A 1,683-nucleotide genomic window follows, 5' to 3' on the forward strand; every position below is an offset into this window, starting at 1 on the left:
TGGTCTTATCATCGAAAACACTCGGGTAAATACCCCAAATGGCCCACAGGAATTTGACGGCATGTGGGGCAGCAGCCTGACCGACTCGACCGCTAAAGGTAAGCCTGACATTGAAGCCGTGGATGTTTCCTCGCGCATGGTGACCCTGAACGAAGTGCTGGAAGTAACTACCAAGCCGATTATTTATGATGCTGACACTGGCGGTAAACCTGAGCACTTTGTGTTTACCGTGAAAACGCTGGAGCGCTTAGGAGTTTCGGCGGTAATTATTGAAGACAAAACCGGCCTGAAGAAAAACTCCCTGTTTGGTACCGAGGTAGATCAGACTCAGGATTCCATTGAGAATTTTTGCGCTAAAATTCAGGCAGGGAAAAGCGCTCAGGCAACCCGTGACTTTATGATTATTGCCCGGATTGAAAGCCTGATTTTAGGCAAAGGGGTGGATGATGCTGTTAAGCGCGCCGAAGCCTTTTTAGATGCTGGTGCCGACGGTATTATGATTCATAGCCGCGAAAAAGAACCCACCGAAGTGTTTGAGTTCTGTGCGCGTTACAACAAATTAGAGAACCGCAAGCCACTGGTAGCTGTGCCTTCTAGTTACAACAAAGTAACTGAGCAGGAACTCATTGATAACGGCGTGAATATTGTGATTTATGCCAATCAGTTACTGCGTAGTGCGTATCCGGCCATGATGAAAACCGCGCAATCGATATTGCAGCATGGCCGTTCCGCCGAAGTAGATGCCGATATGATGCCGATTAAAGAAATTTTGGAGTTGATTCCTGGTGGTAAATAGCCTGGTGGCAACTGGTCTGGTAATCAACAGCCTGGAGATAACGTGTGATACAACCTGCTGATTTCTCAAAGGCGCTGGCTGACTATGGCGTCACCATGTATGCCGGCGTACCTGATTCGCTGCTGAAAAGCTTCTGTGCTTACGTATGCGATACCTTACCAGCCGATCAGCACATTATTACCGCCAATGAAGGTAACGCGCTGGCGCTAGCAGCAGGCTATCATTTAGGCACCGGCAAAACGGCTGCCGTGTACTTGCAGAACTCGGGGCTGGGTAACCTGGTTAACCCTTTAACCTCGCTAACCGACGGCGACGTGTATCGCATTCCGGCACTGCTGATTATTGGCTGGCGTGGCGAACCCGATGTAAAAGACGAACCGCAGCATGTAAAGCAAGGGCGTATAACGCCGGGCATGCTGGATAACTTGAATATTCCCTGGCAAGTACTGGAAGCCGGCAGTGACATCAATGCTGTGCTGATGCAGAGCTTTGCTGACTTAGAACGCACCGGCGCCCCGGTGGCTTTGCTGGTGCGCAAGAATACTTTTGCTGAATACAAGCTTGCCAAACCAGCCGCTAAGCCTGACAGCTTAAGCCGCGAAGACGCACTAGCCACTATTTTGGAGTGCAGCGACAGCAGCGATATGATGGTATCGACCACCGGTAAAACCTCGCGCGAACTATACGAACTAAGAGAAGCCCGCAAAGAAAGTCAGCGTGATTTCTTAACCGTTGGCGCTATGGGGCACACCAGCTCTATTGCCCTTGGTGTGGCACTTAGCACGCCCAGCCGGCGGGTGATTTGCTTAGACGGCGACGGATCCTTCTTAATGCACATGGGTGGTGCCGCTATTATTGCCGCCAGCGGTGCGGAAAACCTGATTCAT

At 50.7% G+C, this 1,683-nt stretch carries 2 protein-coding genes; both read left to right on the forward strand.

Annotated elements, in window-relative coordinates:
* Positions 1-796 (forward strand): phosphoenolpyruvate mutase (gene aepX, locus KG631_RS00005; protein WP_213994621.1); only part of this gene is annotated, 796 nt, incomplete at its 5' end.
* A gap of 44 nt (positions 797-840) precedes the next feature.
* On the forward strand, positions 841-1,683 hold an 843-nt coding region (gene aepY, locus KG631_RS00010), incomplete at its 3' end, for a phosphonopyruvate decarboxylase (protein WP_213994622.1).

Source organism: Arsukibacterium sp. (genome assembly GCF_018402695.1).
Taxonomy (GTDB): domain Bacteria; phylum Pseudomonadota; class Gammaproteobacteria; order Enterobacterales; family Alteromonadaceae; genus Alishewanella.